This is a genomic window from Geodermatophilus sp. URMC 60, assembly GCF_053502585.1.
Window position 1 is genome coordinate 3,242,443 of sequence record NZ_CP199958.1, and the last position, 16,988, is coordinate 3,259,430.

Sequence of the window (16,988 nt, forward strand, 5' to 3'; positions counted from 1 at the left end):
GCAGGCTCGCGGTGGGACCCAGCGAGGGGTGAGGAGGACGGGGTCCTCACCGGATGACGGCGGGGGCCGAGGTGCCCACCTGCACCCAGCGCAGCACGCCGAGGGTGTCGGGCACCTCCTCCTCGAGCCAGAACACGTAGGGGACGCCTGAGGTCAGGCCGGCGAAGGTCACGGTGACCGGCCGGCAGCCGGCGGGCCGGGGCGCGACCAGCGACGGCGGCTCGGGCTGCAGGCCCGGGACGAGCCGCTGGCTGACCGCCTGCACCCGGTACCGCCGGACGTCGGTGTGCCCGTCGGCCTGCCAGCTCACCGTGGCCGAGGCGACGCCGGGCACCACGCCCGGGAGGATCTGCCGCGGGTTGGCGTAGCCGCCGCACGACGAGGGCGGCGGGTCGGTGTCGGGCATGACCCCGTGCGGCACGCCGGGCCGCACGCGGACCTCGATCTGCTGCGGACGCGGGACGTCCACCACGCTCACCGGCGGGACGGCGGCCGGCGCGGGCGGTGCCGCGGCGACGACCGTGACCGGGCGGGGGAGCGCGGCCGCGGGAGCCGGGACCGCGGGCAGTGCCGTCCGGGTGGCGGTCACCGTGGCGGCGACCTCGGTCGCCGGCCCGCTGAGCGCGATCAGCCCGACCGCCGCCACCGCGGCGACCGTGCCGGTCCCGCGTCCCCGTCGTGCCCGCCGTGCCACGCAGTACCTCCTGGTGTCCCCCCGGTCATCGGCAGTCCCAGGCGTCACCTCAACCCCAACGGGCGCTCGTCCCGCCCGAGGGTGTCCGCGGGCAGGCCGAGGCGGGCGAGCTCGACGGCGGCCAGCGTGCGGGTCGCGGCCGGGTCGCCGGCGCGCCACGCGTCGGCGGTGCCGGGCGGCAGGTCGGCGAGCCGCCCCAGCGGCGCGGTGGCCAGCGCCCGGGCCGCGAGCACGGCGGGGTCCGCGGTCGCCAGCCGCCGCGCGGCGCCGGCCTCGCGCACCCAGCCCAGCCGCCAGGGCAGCCAGTGCAGCAGCAGCCAGCCCACCGGGAGGACGACGAGGACGACGGCGAGCACCGTGGCCAGGGTGCCGACGGCGTCCTGCGCGGCCTGCCCCGCGCCGCCGACCGACCCGCCGGCCGAGCCCAGCGCCTCGAAGGGCGCGGCCAGCTCGTCGCCGACCACGGGGACGTCCTCGGCGGCCTGCGCGGCCGAGGACATGCTGCCGGCCACCGAGGCGCCGAGGTCCTCGACGGCCCGGCCGGGCTCGGCCAGGGCCAGCACCGCGCCGTGCGCCGTCCGGGCCACCAGCACCCAGAGCACCAGCCAGGCCAGCAGCCCGACGTCGGCGCCCAGCTGGCGACCGCGCAGGGCGGGGGACGGGGCGTACAGGGGCACGGAACTCCTCCTGTCGGACGGGGGGACCCGCCCACCTTCCGCCGCGGCCGCCCTCCCCGCAGGCGGAGACCCCGGGGGCGCTGGCAGGCTGACCCCGTGCTGACCTCCGAGCAGGCCCTGGCCCTCCTCTCCGCAGCCCGGGAGGAGTGCGCCCGGGTCGCCGTCCCCATGTCCTTCGCCGTCATGGACGCTGCGGGCCACCTCGTGGCCCTGCTGCGCACCGACGGCGCACCGTGGATCTCCACCGACGTCGCCCAGGGCAAGGCCTGGACCGCGGCGGCCTACGGCATGCCCAGCGCCGGGCAGAAGGCCAAGATGGAGACCCTGCCGAACTTCTCCACCGCGCTGACCACGATGACCGGGGGCCGCTTCACGCCGCAGCCGGGCGCCGTGCCGGTCTACGCCGACGGGCAGCTGGTCGGGGCGCTCGGCGCCAGCGGGGGCACCGGCCAGCAGGACGAGGACGTCTGCAGCGCGGCCGTCACCGCCTGCGGGTACGCGACCAGCGCCGGCTGAGGGAGCACCCCGGCCCGTGCAGGGGGCCCGCCGCGAGGCCCCGTCCAGAGGCTCGCCGCGCGGACCGCTCGCAGGGGCCCGCCACGAGCGTGCGAGTGGCGGGGGGCGAGGGGGTCCTTCTCCTACACTCCGCGCGAGGCGCGCCCCGACCGGGTGGGCCCACGACGCGGTGCGGCGCCCGTCACCCTCGGGACGTCCCACCGGGACCAGGAGCGGACGATGCGGGTCGGGGTTCCCCGAGAGGTCAAGAACCGGGAGTACCGGGTGGCGCTCACCCCCGCGGGGGTGACCGAGCTGGTGCGGGCCGGGCACGCGGTGCTCGTCGAGCGGGGCGCGGGGGAGGGTTCGTCCATCCCGGACGGGGACTACACCGCCGCGGGGGCGACGATCGTGGCCGACGCCGACGACGTGTGGGCCGACGCGGACCTGCTGCTGAAGGTCAAGGAGCCGGTCGCCGAGGAGCACTCCCGGCTCCGCACCGGGCAGACGCTGTTCACCTACCTGCACCTGGCGGCGTCCAAGGAGTGCACCGACGCGCTGGTCACCTCCGGCACCACCGCGATCGCCTACGAGACGGTGCAGACCGCCGACGGCGCCCTGCCGCTGCTCGCCCCGATGTCGGAGGTCGCCGGACGGATGGCGCCGCAGGTCGGCGCGCACAGCCTGGAGCGCGCGCACGGCGGCCGCGGGGTGCTGCTCGGTGGCGTCTCCGGGGTCTACGCGGCCAAGGTGGTCGTCATCGGCGCCGGCGTCTCGGGCATGAACGCCGCTGCGATCGCGCTGGGCATGCAGGCCGAGGTCGTCGTCCTGGACAGGGACATCGACAAGCTGCGCGCCGCCGACCGCATCTACCAGGGGCACCTGCAGACGGTGGCCTCCAACGCCTACGAGGTCGAGCGGGCCGTCCTCGACGCCGACCTGGTCATCGGGGCGGTGCTGGTGCCCGGCGCGAAGGCGCCCACGCTGGTCGGCAACGAGCTGGTGTCGCGGATGAAGCCCGGGTCGGTGCTCGTGGACATCGCCGTCGACCAGGGCGGCTGCTTCGAGGACACCCGACCCACCACGCACGACGACCCGACCTTCCGCGTGCACGGGTCGGTCTTCTACTGCGTGGCCAACATGCCCGGTGCGGTCCCCAACACCTCGACGCACGCGCTGACCAACGTCACGCTGCCCTACGTCATGGCGCTGGCCAACGAGGGCACCGCAGCCGCCGTCCGCTCGGACCCGGCCCTGGCCCACGGCGTCAACGTCGTCGCCGGGCAGGTGGTGCTGCCCGAGGTCGCCGAGGCCCACGGGATGACCGCCGTCCCCCTCGAGGAGGTGCTCCTCTGACGACGTCCACCACGTCGGCGGTGGAGCGGGTGGTCACCGGTTACCTCGACCACCTCACCGTCGAGCGCGGCCTGTCGGCCAACACGATCTCCGCCTACCGCCGCGACCTGCGCCGCTACACCGAGTTCCTCGACGCCGCGGGCGTGCGCGGGCTGGGCGAGGTGGCCGAGTCCGACGTCGCCGGCTTCCTCGCCGCGCTCCGCCAGGGGGACGACGACCACCCGCCGCTGTCGGCCACGTCGGCGGCGCGCGCGGTGGTCGCCGTCCGGGGGCTGCACCGGTTCGCGCTGCTCGACGGGCTGGTGCCCGACGACGTGGCCCACGAGGTGCGGCCACCGTCCCCGGCGCGGCGGCTGCCCAAGGCGATCCCGGTCGAGTCGGTGGTCGCGCTGATCGAGGCCGCCGGCGCACTGGAGGGGCCGCGCGGGCTGCGCGACCGGGCGCTGCTCGAGCTGCTCTACGGCACCGGGGCGCGCATCTCCGAGGCGGTCGGGCTGGCCGTCGACGACCTCGACCGCGGCCAGTCGGTGGTGCGGCTGGCCGGCAAGGGCGGCAAGCAGCGGATCGTGCCCGTCGGGTCCTACGCGCTGCGGGCGGTCGAGGACTACCTGGTGCGGGCCCGCCCGGCGCTGGCCGCTGCCGGCCGCTCCGGTGTGCGCGGCGGCGCGCTGTTCCTCAACGCCCGCGGCGGTTCGCTGTCGCGGCAGAGCGCCTGGTCCATCCTGCGGACGGCGGCGGAGCGGGCCGGGCTGGTGGTCGAGGTCTCGCCGCACACCCTGCGGCACTCCTTCGCCACCCACCTGCTCGACGGCGGCGCCGACGTGCGCGTCGTCCAGGAGCTGCTCGGTCACGCCTCGGTGACCACGACGCAGGTCTACACGCTCGTCACCGTCGACCGGCTGCGCGAGGTGTACGCCAGCAGCCACCCGCGCGCGCTCACCTGACAGCCACCGACCCGTGCCTTGGCGTCTTCTGCCAGGAGCTCCGGCCGGATGTGACAGTTGAGTTGGCACGGGTCGCCAAGTCGACACGACGTGCGGCGTGCCTCCTCGGTCAATGGTGTCGATCTCCCTACCGTCGGTGCATCCCGCGCGGCAGAACGGCTGACCGCTCCCGGTGCGAGCCGGAACGGGCACGAGGTGGAGGACACGACAGCGATGGCGATCCGAGGGGACGCGGCCGGCCAGGCCTTCGCGCTCCCGACCGACCCCGAGCCCGAGATGGGTGCCGCCGCCCCGCGGCTGGACCCGGCCCGCGCGCGCATGCGCCGGCTGCCGGACCCCAAGCCGCTCACGCAGCACGGCCCCGCGCGGATCATCGCGATGTGCAACCAGAAGGGCGGCGTCGGCAAGACGACGTCGACGATCAACCTGGGCGCCGCGCTGGTCGAGTACGGGCGCAAGGTGCTGCTCATCGACCTGGACCCGCAGGGAGCGCTGTCGGTGGGGCTCGGCGTCCCGGCGCAGAACCTCGACCGGACCATCTACAACGCGCTCATGGAGCGGCGCACCTCGCTCAAGGACGTGCGGGTGTCCACCGACATCCCGGGCCTGGACCTGGTGCCCAGCAACATCGACCTGTCGGCCGCCGAGGTGCAGCTGGTCAGCGAGGTGGCGCGTGAGCAGACCCTGCTGCGCGTGCTCGCCGACGTCCGCGACGAGTACGACTACATCCTCATCGACTGCCAGCCCTCGCTGGGCCTGCTGACGGTCAACGCCCTGACCGCCGCGCAGGGCGTGGTCATCCCGCTGGAGTGCGAGTTCTTCTCGCTGCGCGGCGTGGCCCTGCTCGTCGACACCATCGAGAAGGTCAAGGAGCGGCTCAACCCCGAGCTGGAGATCTCCGGGATCCTCGCCACGATGTACGACGCGCGCACCGTGCACTGCCGCGAGGTGTTCAGCCGCGTCGTCGAGGCCTTCGGTGACACCGTCTTCCAGACCGTCATCCAGCGGACCGTGCGCTTCCCCGAGACCACGGTCGCCGGTCAGCCGATCACCACGTGGGCGCCGACGTCCACGGGGGCGTCGGCCTACCGCGACCTGGCCAAGGAGGTCCTGGCACTGTGATCGGGCTCGCGGGATCACACGGGGACGCAGCACCCCGGGGCACGCGGACGCCGAGCGCCGGCGAGGTGGCGGCGTGACCCGCCGTCCCGTCCTGCCCGGTGCGGCGGAGCTGTTCCGCCGCACCGACACCGCCCCGGCGCCGGAGGTCACCGAGCTGCCCAGCATCAGCGCCACGGTGAGCTCGCCGGTGCTGCGCGGCGGGGCCGCCCGCCGGGGCGAGGGCGCGGCCGAGCCGACCGCCCCGCTGACGCTCGTCCCCGGTGGTGCGGAGGACGCCGACCCGCTGGCGTCCTTCCGTCAGCCCGCGCCGGCCCCGGCCGTGACCCCGGTCCGGCCGACCCGTGGCCGGGCGCAGCGCAGCGAGCGCGTCAAGCACGACGAGAAGATCACCGTCTACATCTCCGCCGAGGAGCTGCTCGCGCTGGAGAGCGCCCGGCTGACGCTGCGCGGCCAGCACGGCGTGGCCGCCGACCGCGGCCGCATCGTCCGCGAGGCCATCGGCGTGCTGCTGGCCGACCTGGCCGAGCGCGGCGAGGACTCGGTGCTCGTCTCGCGGCTCAAGGGGAAGTGATCCCTCCCGCGGTGTCCTGGGGTGCCGCCACCGTCGGTGACCGCTCCTAAGCTGACCGTGTGAGTGCGACGGACACCTCGGCGGTCGGCAGCGGGCGGTTCACCGTCCGGCTGACGAACTTCGAGGGCCCGTTCGACCTGCTGCTGCAACTGATCGGCAAGCACCGGCTCGACGTCACCGAGATCGCGCTGTCGCAGGTCACCGACGAGTTCATCGCGCACCTCGACGCCATGGGCGACGAGCTGGACCTCGACCAGGCCAGCGAGTTCCTCGTCGTCGCCGCCACGCTGCTCGACCTCAAGGCCGCCCGGCTGCTGCCCGCCGCCGAGGTGGAGGACGACGAGGACCTCGAGCTGCTCGAGGCCCGCGACCTGCTCTTCGCCCGGCTGCTGCAGTACCGCGCCTACAAGCAGGCAGCAGCCTTCCTCCGGGGCCGCGAGGCCGACGCCGTCCGCAGGTACCCCCGCGACGTCGCACCCGAGCCCCGCTTCGCCGACCTGCTGCCCGAGGTCCTGCTCGGCGTGACCCCCGAGCAGTTCGCGGCCCTGGCGACCAGGGCGCTCACCCCCACGGTGCCGCCCACGGTCGGCGTCTCGCACCTGCACGCGCCGCCGGTGAGCGTCTCCGAGCAGCTCCTGCTGTTGCGCGACCAGCTCATGGCGGCCGGGACGTCGAGCTTCCGCGCGCTGACCGCCGACTGCGGGCACACCCTCGAGGTGGTGGCCCGGTTCCTCGCCCTGCTGGAGCTCTACCGCCAGCAGCGGGTGGTGTTCGACCAGCTGACCCCGCTCGGCGAGCTGCACGTGCGCTGGGTGGGCGGCGCGGATGCCGGACCCGAGGTCCTCGTCGACGGGGAGTACACGTGACCGAGCTCGCGAGGGCACGCGGGGACGCAGCAGCGCCGCGCGCGTGGCCGACGAGCGCCGGCGAGGAGGACGCGTGAGCGAGGGGGAGCGGCCGCCCGTCTCGTGGGACGCGCTGGCCGCCGAGCTGGCCGCCACCCGCGAGGAGGCCGAGCGGCGCGACGACGCCGACCCCGCCACCTGGGACGCCGTCGCCGCGGAGCTCGCCGCCCGCGTCGCCGAGCGGCCGGCACCGGTGGCCGAACCCGCCCCGGTCGAGGAGCCCGCGCCGCTGGCCCCGCCCGTCGCCGTACCGTCGCGCGAGCCGGACCCGGAGCCGGAGCCGGCGCCCGAGGCCGAGCCGGAGCCCGACCCCGACCTCGATCCGGCCGCGCTGCGCGGGGGGCTGGAGGCGCTGCTGTTCGTCGTCGACAGCCCGGTCGACGAGGTGACGCTGGCCGGTGCGCTGCGCTGCCCGGTGCCGCAGGTGCGGACCCTCCTGACCGAGCTCGCCGAGGACTACGACCGCCGTGGCGCCGGCATCACGCTGCGCCGGGTGGGGGAGGGCTGGCGGCTCTACAGCCGCGAGCAGCACGCCGGCGTCGTCGAGCGCTACCTCGTCGACGGGCAGCGCAGCCGGCTCACCCAGGCGGCGCTGGAGACCCTCGCCGTCATCGCCTACCGGCAGCCGGTGACCCGCGCACGGGTGTCGGCGATCCGCGGGGTCGGGGTGGACGGCGTCATGCGCACGCTCGTCTCCCGCGGCCTGGTCTCCGAGGTCGGCACCGACCCCGACAGCGGCGGCGGGCTGTACGCGACCACCCCGCTGTTCCTCGAGCGGCTGGGGCTGGAGAGCCTCGACGAGCTCCCGGAGCTCGGGCCGCTGCTGCCCGAGACGTCGTCCGTGCTGGACGAGCACCCCGACGCCTGAGGAAGGACCCTCTGCCCCGCCACTCGCAGGCTCGCGGCGGGCCCCGGGACGGGGCCGGGCACCGGCAGACCGCCGGCGGACCCGGCAATCCCGGACCCTCGCGCGGGTCCCGGCGTCCTCGCGCCGCTGCGCCGGCGCGAGGACGGCAGGAACGGCGCGGGAGTCGGCCTGAGCGCCTGCCGGGCGACCCTCGGGGCGACGTCCGCCCGCCCGGGGGGACGACGGGACGCCGGGTGGGAGACTGGCGGCGATGGACACCGCCCCGCACGACGACACGACCCCCGGCCCCGGCGAGGGGTGGTCGGAGGACATGGAGCTCGCCCCCGCCCACCCCGGCGACCGCGGCCGCGCCCGCACCGACGCCGCGGCGGAGGGTGAGCGGCTGCAGAAGGTCCTCGCGCGCGCCGGGGTCGGCTCCCGCCGCGTCGTGGAGAACATGGTCGACCAGGGCCGGATCAGCGTGAACGGCAAGACGGTCACCGTGCAGGGCATGCGGGTCGACCCGGAGCGGGACAAGATCGCCGTCGACGGCGTCCGCATCGAGCTGCGCGACGACCGGGTCACCTACGCGCTGAACAAGCCCGCCGGCGTCATCACCGCGATGAGCGACGACCGCAACCGCCCGACCGTCGGCGACATGGTCGGCGACCTGGCGCCCGGTCTGGTGCACGTCGGCCGGCTGGACCAGGACACCGAGGGCCTGCTGCTGGTCACCAACGACGGCGAGCTCGCCCACCGGCTGGCGCACCCGTCCTACGAGGTCAAGAAGACCTACCTGGCGCAGGTGTCGGGCTCGATCCCGCGCGACATGGCTCGCCGGCTGCGCGCCGGGGTGGAGCTCGAGGACGGCCCGGTCAAGGTCGACTCGTTCCGCGTCGTCGACACCCACGCCGGCCAGTCGGTCGTCGAGGTGGTGCTGCACGAGGGCCGCAAGCACATCGTGCGGCGGCTGCTGGCGCACGTCGGGCTGCCGGTGTCCCGGCTGACCCGCACCGCCGTCGGGCCGGTCAAGCTCGAGCGCATGCGCAGCGGGTCGATCCGCCGGCTCAGCCGCGCCGAGGTGGGCGCGCTCGAGGAGGCCGTGGGCCTCTAGGCCAGCCGGCGCACCGGGTCGGCCAGCACGTCGCCCAGCGCCCGCAGCGCCGCACCGGTCGCGCCCGCGGCCGGCGTACCGGGAACGGCCTCGACCACCGGACGGCGCCAGCGCGCCGACAGCACCCGCCGTCCGAGCAGCTCCTCCAGCCGGGGGCGCAGTGGCTCGGCCAGCGCGGCCAGGTGCCCCCCGAGGACGACGGCCGGCAGGTCCAGCACGTTGAGGACGCCGGCCAGCGCCACGCCCAGCGCGCGGGCTGCGGCGTCCAGGGCGCGCCGCACGTCGGCGTCCTCGGCGCGGTCGACGACCTCGGCCGGCGGGGTGTCCAGCGGCAGCCCGGCGGCGGCGAGCAGGGCGTGCCGCCCGGCGTACCGCTCCAGGCACCCGGTGGAGCCGCAACGGCAGGCCGGCCCCTCGGGGTCCACGCAGACGTGCCCCACCTCGCCGGCCCAGCCGGCGCTGCCGGCCACCACCCGCCCGCCGAGGACGGCGGCACCGCCGATGCCGATCTGCCCGGAGACGTAGAGGAAGTCGCGCAGCGGCCCGGGGCGCCCCGGCGCGGTCTCGGCCACGGTCCGCGCGGCCAGGTCGGCCTCGTTGCCGAGCGCCGGGCGCAGCCCGCCGGGCAGGTGCGGGGCCAGCAGGTCGACGGCGGGGACGTCGGACCAGCCGAGGTTCGGCGCGCGCAGGAGCACCTCGCCGTCCACCAGGCCGGACAGCGCCAGCCCGGCACCGGCCAGCCGCAGCTCCCCGGCCGGACCGTCGAGCAGCGCGCCGGTGAGCGCCCCCAGCCGGGCCAGCGTGCGCGCCGGGTCGCTGCCAACCAGGTCGGCGTCCTCGACGTGCTCGGCCACCACCCGGCCGCGCAGGTCGAGCACCCGCGCGGCGAGCAGCCCGGCGTCGACCTGCAGGCCCAGGGCGCCGATCCGGGCGCCGGGGAGCAGCGGGGTCGCGGGGCGGCCACGCCGGGGGAGCGCCAGCCGCTCGCCCTCGTCGAGCAACCCTCCGGCGACCAGCTCGTCGACCAGCCGGGCGGCGGTCGCCCGCGTCGTCCCGGTGCGGACGGCGACGTCCGCCCGCGACAGCGGCCCGTCGGCGGCGCACACGGTGCGCAGCACGAGAGCCAGGTTGGACCTGCGCAGCGTCGACTGCCGCGCACCCGTCTCCTCCGCCGTCCGCACCCCTTGAGGCTAGCGGCGAGCTGCTTTATGTTCTACGGCAGAACAAAACCAGATCGAGGGAGATCGCATGAGCGCGCCGCAGCCCACCAAGGACGACCGGTTCACCTTCGGCCTCTGGACGGTGGGCTGGCAGGCCCGTGACCCGTTCGGCGACGCCACCCGCCCGGCGCTCGACCCGGTCGAGAGCGTGCACCGCCTCGCCGAGCTGGGTGCCGCCGGCGTCACCTTCCACGACGACGACCTCATCCCGTTCGGCAGCGCCGACGCCGAGCGCGCGAAGCACGTCGAGCGGTTCAAGGCGGCGCTGGAGGAGACCGGCCTCGTCGTCCCCATGGCCACGACCAACCTGTTCACCCACCCGGTGTTCAAGGAGGGCGCGCTCACCGCCAACGACCGCGGCGTCCGCCGCTACGCGCTGCGCAAGGTCATGCGGAACATGGACCTCGCCGCCGAGCTGGGCGCGCGGACCTACGTGCTGTGGGGCGGGCGCGAGGGCACCGAGGTCGACTCCGCGAAGGACCTGCGCGCCGCGCTCGACCGCTACCGCGAGGGCATCGACACCCTCGCCCAGTACTCGGAGGACCGCGGCTACGGGCTGCGGTTCGCCCTGGAGCCCAAGCCGAACGAGCCGCGCGGCGACATCTTCCTGCCCACCATCGGGCACGCCCTGGCCTTCATCTCCACCCTGGAGCACGCCGACCTGGTCGGCCTGAACCCCGAGGTCGGCCACGAGCAGATGGCCAACCTCAACTACACGCACGGCATCGCCCAGGCGATCTGGCAGGGCAAGCTCTTCCACATCGACCTCAACGGTCAGCACGGCCCGAAGTTCGACCAGGACCTCGTCTTCGGGCACGGGGACCTGCTGTCCGCCTTCGCCACCGTGGACCTGCTCGAGCACGGTGGCGTCGACGGCGGGCCGGCCTACGACGGGCCGCGGCACTTCGACTACAAGCCGCTGCGCATCGAGGACGCCGACGGCGTGTGGGCCTCGGCGGCGGCGAACATGCGCACCTACCTGCTGCTCAAGGAGCGCGCGGCGGCCTTCCGCGCCGACCCGGAGGTCCAGGAGGCGCTGGCCGCGGCACAGGTGCCCGAGCTGGCGCAGCCGACGCTGGCCGACGGCGAGTCGTACGAGGACCTGCTGGCCGACCGCGCGGCCTTCGAGGACTTCGACGCCGAGGTCGCAGGTGCTCGTCCGGGCGGCCAGGTGCGGCTCTCGCAGTTGGCGGTCGAGCACCTGCTCGGCGCCCGCTGATGCCTCTGGTCGCGGGGGTCGACTCGTCGACCCAGTCGTGCAAGGTGGTGGTCCGCGACGCGGAGAGCGGTCGCCTGGTCCGGGAGGGCCGGGCGCCGCACCCCGACGGCACGGAGGTCGACCCGGCCGCGTGGCGGACGGCGCTGCGAGCGGCCATCGCCGAGGCCGGCGGCCTCGGCGACGTCGCCGCCGTCGCCGTCGGCGGGCAGCAGCACGGGATGGTGTGCCTCGACGAGGACGGCGCGGTGGTCCGCCCGGCGCTGCTGTGGAACGACACCCGCTCGGCGGCAGCCGCGGCCGACCTGGTGGCCGAGCTCGGCGGGCCGGAGGCCGGTGGCCGGGCGTGGGCCGATGCCGTCGGCCTCGTGCCGGTCGCCTCCTTCACGGTCACCAAACTGCGCTGGCTGGCGCAGTCCGAGCCCGGGAACGCCGCCCGCACCGCAGCGGTGTGCCTGCCGCACGACTGGCTGACGTGGGAGCTGGCGGGGCGTCGTGCGGGCGGGTCGGCGGGTGGCCGGCAGGGCCTGGACGCGCTCGTCACCGACCGCGGGGACGCCAGCGGCACCGGCTACTGGTCGCCGATCACCGGCGACTACCGCCTCGACCTGCTCGAGCGGGCCTTCGGGCGCACCCCCGTCGTGCCGCGCGTGCTGGACCCGGCCGAGCCGGCCGGGACGGTCGCCTCCGGCGCCCTCACCGGCGACGGGGGAGCGGTGCTCGGCCCGGGCACGGGGGACAACGCCGCCGCGGCGCTCGGCCTCAACGCCGAGCCCGGCGACGTGGTCGTCTCCATCGGCACCTCGGGGGTGGTCTCCACCGTCTCCACCACACCGATGACCGACCCGACCGGCACCGTCGCCGGGTTCGCCGACGCCACCGGGCACTTCCTCCCGCTGGTCACCACCCTCAACGCCGCCCGCGTGCTCGACGCGACCGCCCGGCTGCTCGGGGTCGACCACGCGGAGCTGTCGCGGCTGGCGCTGTCCGCGCCGGCCGGCGCGGGCGGCCTCGTGCTCGTGCCCTACCTGGAGGGCGAGCGGACGCCGAACCGGCCGTACGCCACCGGGTCCCTGCACGGCCTCACCCTGTCCACCGGCGACCCGGCGCACGTGGCGCGGGCGGCCGTCGAGGGCCTCCTCTGCGGGCTGGCCGACGGGCTCGCGGCCGTGGCCGCCGGGGGGACGCCGGTGCGACGGGTGTTCCTCATCGGCGGCGGTGCTCGCTCCGAGGCGATCCGCAGGATCGCCCCCGCCGTCCTCGGCGTGCCGGTGCTCGTCCCACCCCCGGGGGAGTACGTGGCCGACGGTGCCGCCCGGCAGGCGGCCTGGGTGCTCGCCGGCGGCGACACCCCTCCGGTCTGGCCGAGCGCGACGACCGAGGTCCACGAGGCCGACCCGGTGCCGCAGGTGCGCGAGCGCTACGCGGAGGTCCGCGAGCTCACCGCGCCGCGGCTGCGCTGACCGGCATCGCGCGGCAGCGGGGCAGTGCAGCCGCCGGACCGCCGTTATCCCGAACCGAGCTCGCTGATCCGGGGTGGGCCGGGCGCGGACGGCGGGCTCCGACGGGCGGTCCCTAGACTCGACCGAGGGGCACGGCGATCCGGAGCCCGCACCGATCGAGGAGAGTGGTAGTGGCCGTCCGAGCCATCCGCGGCGCGACACAGGTGGACGCCGACGAGCGGGAGCTGGTCCTCGACGCGACGCGTGAGCTGGTCACCGCGGTCATGGAGCGCAACCAGCTGGAGCACGACGACGTCATCAGCATCCTGTTCACCGCCACCCCCGACCTCGTCTCGGAGTTCCCGGCGCTGGCCGCGCGCGAGCTCGGCTTCGGTGACGTGCCGCTGATGTGCGCCACCGAGATCGGCGTCCCGCACGCGCTGCCCCGGGTGCTGCGGCTGATGGCGCACGTGGAGACCGACCGGCCGCGCGCCGAGGTGCAGCACGTGTACCTGCGCGGGGCCGTGGCGCTGCGACGGGACATCGCCCAGTGAACGAGCTCGCGAGCTCCCGGATGGACGCTGCAGCGTCGCGGATGCGGCCGACGAGCGCCGGCGAGGAGGCTGCCATGAGCGAGGGACGAGCGGACGCCACCGTGCGCGGCGATCGCCCAGTGGGTGCGCACTTCACCGGCCAGGTCGCCCTGGACGGCCCGTCGGGGACGGGCAAGTCCAGCGTCGCGCGGGCCGTCGCCGGCCGGCTGGGCGCCGCCTACCTGGACACCGGCGCGATGTACCGCGCCGCGACGGTCGCCGTCCTCGACGCCGGGGTGGACCCGGAGGACGCCGACGCCGTGGCCGCCGCCGTCGCCGCCGCCCGCATCGAGGTGGGCACGGCGGCCGACACCGAGCTGGTGCAGGTCGACGGCGTGGACGTCGCCGTCCGCATCCGCGGCCCGGAGGTCACCCGCGCGGTGTCGGCGGTCTCGGCGGTGCCCTCGGTGCGCCGCCGGCTGGTCGACCAGCAGCGCGCGCTGGTCTCGGCGGCCGATGCGGTCGTCGTCGAGGGTCGCGACATCGGCACCGTCGTCCTGCCCCAGGCGACGCTGAAGGTGTACCTGACCGCGGCTCCCGAGGCCCGCGCCCAGCGCCGCGCCGCCCAGCTCGGCCTCACCACGCCCGACGAGATCGCCGAGCTCGCCGCCGACCTGCGCCGCCGCGACGAGTACGACAGCAGCCGCGTCGACAGCCCGCTGCGCCCGGCGGAGGACGCCGTGGTCGTCGACAGCACGCACCTCGACCGCGAGGGCGTCGTCGACCGGGTCGTGGAGCTGGCGCTGGAGACGGTGGGGGCGGCGTCGTGAGCGAGCTCGCGAGCTCACGCAGGGACACAGCACCGCCGGTCGTGCGTACGACGAGCGCCAGCGAGAAGGACGGATGACCGAGCAGACCGGGCCGCTGCCGGTCGTCGCGGTCGTCGGCCGGCCCAACGTCGGCAAGTCCACGCTGGTCAACCGGATCCTGGGCCGCCGCGCGGCCGTCGTCCAGGACACCCCGGGCGTCACGCGCGACCGCATCGCCTACGAGGCGCTGTGGAACGGCAAGCGCTTCACCGTCGTCGACACCGGCGGCTGGGACCCCAGGGCCAGCGGCCTCGGTGCCTCGATCACCCGCCAGGCCGAGTACGCGATGAAGACCGCCGACGTCATCGTGCTCGTCGTCGACAGCCAGGTGGGGGCCACCGACACCGACCTGGCCGCCGCGCGGGTCCTGCGCCGCAGCGACCGCCCGGTGATCCTGGTGGCCAACAAGGTGGACGACGAGCGCAGCGAGTCCAACGCCGCCGAGCTGTGGTCGCTGGGCCTCGGCGAGCCGCAGCCGGCCAGCGCGCTGCACGGCCGGGGCAGCGGCGACCTGCTCGACCTGGTGCTCGAGGCGCTGCCCGAGGCCCCGCGCGAGCAGGAGGAGGAGGGCGGCCCGCGCCGGGTGGCGCTGGTCGGCCGGCCCAACGTGGGCAAGTCCAGCCTGCTCAACCGGCTGGCGAGGGACGAGCGGTCCGTCGTCGACTCGGTCGCGGGCACCACCGTCGACCCGGTCGACTCGATCGTCACCCTGGGCGGCGAGGAGTGGCGGTTCGTCGACACCGCGGGGCTGCGGCGGAAGGTCAACACCGCCAGCGGCATGGAGTACTACGCCAGCCTGCGCACCGAGGCCGCCATCCAGGCCGCCGAGGTCGCCGTCGTCCTGCTGGCCGCCGACGAGGTGGTCAGCGAGCAGGACCAGCGGGTCATCACCCAGGTGATCGAGGCCGGCCGCGCGCTGGTCATCGCCTTCAACAAGTGGGACACCCTCGACGAGGACCGGCGTCTGCAGCTGGAGCGCGAGATCGAGCGCGACCTGGCGCGGGTCAGGTGGGCGTCGCGGGTCAACATCTCGGCCAGGACCGGCCGGGGCGTGGACAAGCTCGCCCAGCACCTGCGCGAGGCGCTGGCCTCGTGGGAGATGCGGGTGCCGACGGCGGAGCTGAACACCTACGTCCGGGCACTGGTGCAGGAGACGCCGCCGCCGGCCCGCGGTGGCCGCGCCCCGAAGATCAAGTACGTCACGCAGGCCGACGTCCGCCCGCCGCGGTTCGTCGTCTTCTCGACCGGTTTCCTGGAGGCCGGGTACCGGCGGTTCCTGGAGCGCAAGCTGCGTGAGCGGTTCGGCTTCCACGGAACGCCGATCGAGATCTCGGTGAAGGTCCGCGAGGGCCGGGGGAGCGAGAAGCCGAGGGGCTGACCAGGGATCGGGTGGGTCGGCCCGTCCGCAGGTGGGCGCCTGCTCGGCGTGCCACCCCCTCCGTCGCGTGCGAGTCTGGTGCCCGGACACCCGGACACCCGGACACCCGGACGCCCGCCGCCCTGGCGTCAGCCCCGCGCCTCCTCCCGGTCCCCGGCCTCCGGAGCGAGGTGGTGCGCGTGGACGTCGTGGAGCTCTCGCGGTTCCAGTTCGCCTCGACCAGCATCTTCCACTTCTTCTTCGTCTCGCTCACCGTAGGGCTGGCGTTCCTGATCGCGGTGATGGAGACGATCGCCTTCTTCCGCGAGGACCGGCGCGACGTCTACGGGAAGATGACCAACTTCTTCGGTCACCTCTTCCTCATCAACTTCGCCGTGGGCGTGGTCACCGGGATCGTGCAGGAGTTCCAGTTCGGGATGAACTGGAGCGAGTACTCCAACTTCGTCGGCAACATCTTCGGCGTCCCGCTGGCGCTCGAGGTGCTGATGGCGTTCTTCCTCGAGAGCACCTTCATCGGGCTGTGGTGGTTCGGGAAGGACCGGCTCAAGCCGTGGATGCGGCTGGGCAGCATCTGGCTGGTCGCGATCGGCACGCAGATCAGCGCGTTCTGGATCGTGCTGGCCAACGCCTGGATGCACCACCCGGTCGGCTACGAGGTGGTCGAGGGCCAGGCGCGGCTCACCGACTTCGGGGCCGTCGTCTTCAACTACAAGGCCTGGCTGTACTTCGCGCACGTGCAGGGCAGCGCCTGGGTCGTCGCCGCCTTCTTCGTCCTGGGCATCAGCGCCTTCCACCTGCTGCGCCGGCAGGACACCGACGTCTACTCCCGGTCGCTGCGGCTCGGACTGGTCTTCGCCGCCATCGGCACCGTGTTCTCGGTCGTCAGCGGGCACACCGAGGCCCAGGTCGCGCGCGAGGACCAGCCGATGAAGTTCGCGGCCATGGAGGCCCAGTGGGAGACGTCGGACTCGCCGGCCCCGTGGTCGCTGGTCGCGGTGATCGACCAGGAGGGCCAGCGGAACTCGTTCAACGTGGAGATCCCGTACGTCGGGTCGGTGCTGGCCTACAACAGCCTGGAGGGCCGCTACGAGGGGCTGATCCCGCTCAACGAGGAGTACCAGGAGCTCTACGGGGAGGGCGACTACGTCCCGCCGGTCGCGTGGGTGTACTGGTCCTTCCGCACCATGGTCGCCATCGGCTCGCTGCTGCTGGCGACGGCGTTCCTCGGGCTGTTCCTCTGGTGGCGGCGACGGCAGGGGCTGGACACCACCCGCTGGTTCCTGCGGGCGCTGGTGCTGTTCATCCCGCTGCCCTGGATCGCCAACTTCACCGGCTGGATGGTCACCGAGATGGGTCGCCAGCCGTTCATGGTCTACGGCCTGCTGACCGTCGAGGAGGGGGTGAGCGCCAACACCGCCGGCGAGGTGCTCGCGGGGCTGATCGGGCTGTGGGTGGTCTACCTGGCGCTCATCGGGCTCGACGTCTACCTGTTGTCGGTGACCGCCCGGGCCGGGATCCACCGCCGGCCCGAGGCCCAGCTCGTGGCCGCGCCGGCGCCGGACTACGAGGGTGCAGGGTTCCAGGGGTACGAGAGGAGGGACTGAC

General features: G+C 75.1%; 16 protein-coding genes and 1 pseudogene. 14 read left to right on the plus strand and 3 right to left on the minus strand.

Annotation, left to right across the window (positions count from 1 at the left end):
- Window positions 1-46: 46 nt before the first annotated feature.
- A complete protein-coding gene (locus tag ACWIX3_RS15385; protein ID WP_448608223.1) occupies window positions 47-694 on the minus strand; it encodes a hypothetical protein in 648 nt (215 codons plus the stop codon).
- 44 nt (window positions 695-738) lie between these two features.
- Window positions 739-1,371, minus strand: coding sequence for a hypothetical protein (locus ACWIX3_RS15390; protein WP_448608224.1), 633 nt, complete (start codon window positions 1,369-1,371; stop codon window positions 739-741).
- A 96-nt stretch (window positions 1,372-1,467) separates the two neighbouring features.
- Between ACWIX3_RS15390 and ACWIX3_RS15395 the strand changes: the two genes are divergently transcribed.
- The 8 genes from ACWIX3_RS15395 (at window position 1,468) to ACWIX3_RS15430 (ending at window position 8,725) form a co-directional block, all read left to right on the plus strand.
- Window positions 1,468-1,887, plus strand: a complete 420-nt coding sequence (locus ACWIX3_RS15395; RefSeq protein ID WP_448608225.1) for a GlcG/HbpS family heme-binding protein — start codon at window positions 1,468-1,470, stop codon at window positions 1,885-1,887.
- Between the two features lie 219 nt (window positions 1,888-2,106).
- Window positions 2,107-3,222 carry an alanine dehydrogenase gene (gene ald, locus ACWIX3_RS15400; protein ID WP_448608226.1) on the plus strand — a complete coding sequence of 372 codons (1,116 nt, stop codon included), beginning with the start codon at window positions 2,107-2,109 and terminating at the stop codon, window positions 3,220-3,222.
- Between the two features lie 20 nt (window positions 3,223-3,242).
- Entirely contained in the window at window positions 3,243-4,166 is a 924-nt protein-coding gene (xerD, locus tag ACWIX3_RS15405) for a site-specific tyrosine recombinase XerD (protein ID WP_448608227.1), read from the plus strand.
- Window positions 4,167-4,379: 213 nt separating this feature from the next.
- Window positions 4,380-5,288 carry a ParA family protein gene (locus ACWIX3_RS15410; RefSeq protein WP_012949033.1) on the plus strand — a complete coding sequence of 303 codons (909 nt, stop codon included), beginning with the start codon at window positions 4,380-4,382 and terminating at the stop codon, window positions 5,286-5,288.
- Window positions 5,289-5,361: 73 nt separating this feature from the next.
- Complete coding sequence (locus tag ACWIX3_RS15415) at window positions 5,362-5,859, plus strand: hypothetical protein (protein ID WP_448608228.1); 498 nt, start codon at window positions 5,362-5,364, stop codon at window positions 5,857-5,859.
- Window positions 5,860-5,918: 59 nt separating this feature from the next.
- A complete protein-coding gene (locus ACWIX3_RS15420; RefSeq protein WP_448608229.1) occupies window positions 5,919-6,725 on the plus strand; it encodes a segregation and condensation protein A in 807 nt (268 codons plus the stop codon).
- Window positions 6,726-6,798: 73 nt separating this feature from the next.
- Window positions 6,799-7,632 carry an SMC-Scp complex subunit ScpB gene (scpB, locus tag ACWIX3_RS15425; protein WP_448608230.1) on the plus strand — a complete coding sequence of 278 codons (834 nt, stop codon included), beginning with the start codon at window positions 6,799-6,801 and terminating at the stop codon, window positions 7,630-7,632.
- Window positions 7,633-7,882: 250 nt separating this feature from the next.
- Window positions 7,883-8,725, plus strand: coding sequence for a pseudouridine synthase (locus ACWIX3_RS15430; protein ID WP_448608231.1), 843 nt, complete (start codon window positions 7,883-7,885; stop codon window positions 8,723-8,725).
- On the opposite strand, the gene ACWIX3_RS15435 is transcribed toward ACWIX3_RS15430, so the two are convergent.
- The gene (locus tag ACWIX3_RS15435) at window positions 8,722-9,906 is read right to left on the minus strand and encodes an ROK family protein (RefSeq protein WP_448608232.1); all 1,185 of its coding nucleotides are present in this window, start codon (window positions 9,904-9,906) and stop codon (window positions 8,722-8,724) included. The genes ACWIX3_RS15430 and ACWIX3_RS15435 overlap by 4 nt on opposite strands.
- Window positions 9,907-9,973: 67 nt before the next feature.
- Here ACWIX3_RS15435 and xylA point away from each other — a divergent pair, with 67 nt between their 5' ends.
- From xylA to ACWIX3_RS15465, 6 genes and pseudogenes are all read left to right on the plus strand, one after another.
- Entirely contained in the window at window positions 9,974-11,164 is a 1,191-nt protein-coding gene (gene xylA / locus ACWIX3_RS15440) for a xylose isomerase (protein WP_448608233.1), read from the plus strand.
- Entirely contained in the window at window positions 11,164-12,624 is a 1,461-nt protein-coding gene (locus tag ACWIX3_RS15445; protein ID WP_448608234.1) for a xylulokinase, read from the plus strand. The genes xylA and ACWIX3_RS15445 overlap by 1 nt, the downstream gene beginning before the upstream one ends.
- Before the next feature lie 170 nt (window positions 12,625-12,794).
- Window positions 12,795-13,157: a chorismate mutase gene (gene aroH / locus ACWIX3_RS15450; RefSeq protein ID WP_448608235.1), complete on the plus strand. Its 363-nt coding sequence runs from the start codon at window positions 12,795-12,797 to the stop codon at window positions 13,155-13,157.
- A gap of 74 nt (window positions 13,158-13,231) precedes the next feature.
- The gene (gene cmk, locus ACWIX3_RS15455; RefSeq protein ID WP_448608236.1) at window positions 13,232-13,966 is read left to right on the plus strand and encodes a (d)CMP kinase; all 735 of its coding nucleotides are present in this window, start codon (window positions 13,232-13,234) and stop codon (window positions 13,964-13,966) included.
- 46 nt (window positions 13,967-14,012) lie between these two features.
- Window positions 14,013-15,383, plus strand: a pseudogene (gene der, locus ACWIX3_RS15460) (ribosome biogenesis GTPase Der); the annotation flags it as partial.
- Window positions 15,384-15,562: 179 nt separating this feature from the next.
- Window positions 15,563-16,987, plus strand: coding sequence for a cytochrome ubiquinol oxidase subunit I (locus ACWIX3_RS15465; RefSeq protein ID WP_448608237.1), 1,425 nt, complete (start codon window positions 15,563-15,565; stop codon window positions 16,985-16,987).
- Window position 16,988 lies beyond the last annotated feature (1 nt).